Here is a 1,199-nt window from a genome sequence, read left to right as displayed (position 1 = left end):
CCCGCGCCGGAGACCAGTCGATGCGTCACTGCCTGCTTGCTTGGCTATGCCTGCTCGTCGCCGTGCTCGCTGCCGGCTGGCACGGCGCGGCGAGCGCCCATCAGGCCATGTCCGGCTGGTCCTATCCCTACACCTGCTGTTCCGATCGCGACTGCGCCGAGATCTCGCCCGAAACCGTCCGCGAGGGGGCGGGCGGCTATCAGGTGACGGTCCAGCCCGGCAGCCACCCGATGTGGCCGAAGGTCCGGGCCGACCCGCTGGTGATCGCGATCCCCTATCGCGAGAGCAAGGCCTCGCCTGACGGCCGCTTCCATCTCTGCATCGACGGCTCCGGCAAGCTGCTCTGCTTCTTCGCCGCGATCGGGGGCTCCTGATGCGGTTCGCGCTCGTTTGGAACTGGCGCCAGATCCTGCGCTACGCCTGGTCGATCCGGCTGCTCCTGCTCGCCGGCCTCCTCTCGGGTGCCGAGGTCGCGCTGCCGCTGCTGCAATCCGTCCTCCCGGTGCCGGCGGGCGTCTTCGCCGCCCTGTCCTTCTTCGCCACGGCCGGCGCCTTCGTGGCCCGCCTGGTCGCGCAGGAGACCGTCTCCGGCGCCGGAGCCCAGCAATGAGCGCGGTGCTGTCCCTGCGTCCGCGCACCCGCCTGCAGAAGGGCACGGCGGCCGCGGCGGTCGCCGTCTCGCTGGTCGGTGGCTTCGAGGGCCTGCGTCTCAACGCCTATCGCGACGTCGTCGGCGTCGCGACCGTCTGCTACGGCGAAACCCGCGGGGTGAAGCTCGGCGATCGGCACAGCAAGGCCGAGTGCGACGCCATGCTGCTCAAGGGGCTGCAGGAGTTCGAGCAGGGCGTTCTGGCCTGCACGAGCGTGCCGATGCCCGAGAAGCGCCAGGTCGCGATCGTCTCCTTCGCCTACAATGTCGGCACCGGCGCCTACTGCAAGTCGAGCGTAGCGCGGCTGCTCAACGCCGGCCAGCCAGCGACGGCCTGCGATGCCCTGCTGAAATGGAACAAGGCCGGCGGCATCGTCTTTCCCGGCCTGACCCGCCGGCGCCAGGCCGAGCGCGCCCTCTGCCGCGAGGGCCTCTAGATGTTGGCAGCCTGGGCGTTGCGGAACTGGAAGGGCCTTGCCGCCGCCGGCACGGTCCTGGTGCTGGTCGCGTGCGCGGGCCTCGGCTTCTGGCGCGGCATGGTCGCGATCGA

3 protein-coding genes are annotated in these 1,199 nt (G+C 70.9%); all 3 read left to right on the top strand.

Annotated features, from left to right (window positions below):
- The coding region (locus tag CXY91_RS05795; protein WP_210202598.1) for a hypothetical protein at positions 1-374 on the top strand (374 nt) is incomplete at its 5' end.
- Positions 374-610, top strand: a complete 237-nt coding sequence (locus CXY91_RS05790) for a DUF7940 domain-containing protein (RefSeq protein ID WP_100959651.1) — start codon at positions 374-376, stop codon at positions 608-610. The genes CXY91_RS05795 and CXY91_RS05790, both read left to right, overlap by 1 nt.
- Positions 607-1,086, top strand: coding sequence for a lysozyme (locus CXY91_RS05785; protein WP_100959650.1), 480 nt, complete (start codon positions 607-609; stop codon positions 1,084-1,086). Before CXY91_RS05790 ends, CXY91_RS05785 begins: the two co-directional genes overlap by 4 nt.
- Positions 1,087-1,199 lie beyond the last annotated feature (113 nt).

The organism is Allobosea sp. FBZP-16, assembly GCF_002831785.1.
Taxonomy (GTDB): domain Bacteria; phylum Pseudomonadota; class Alphaproteobacteria; order Rhizobiales; family Beijerinckiaceae; genus Allobosea; species Allobosea lupini.
This window is presented reverse-complemented; position numbering and strand designations above follow the sequence as displayed.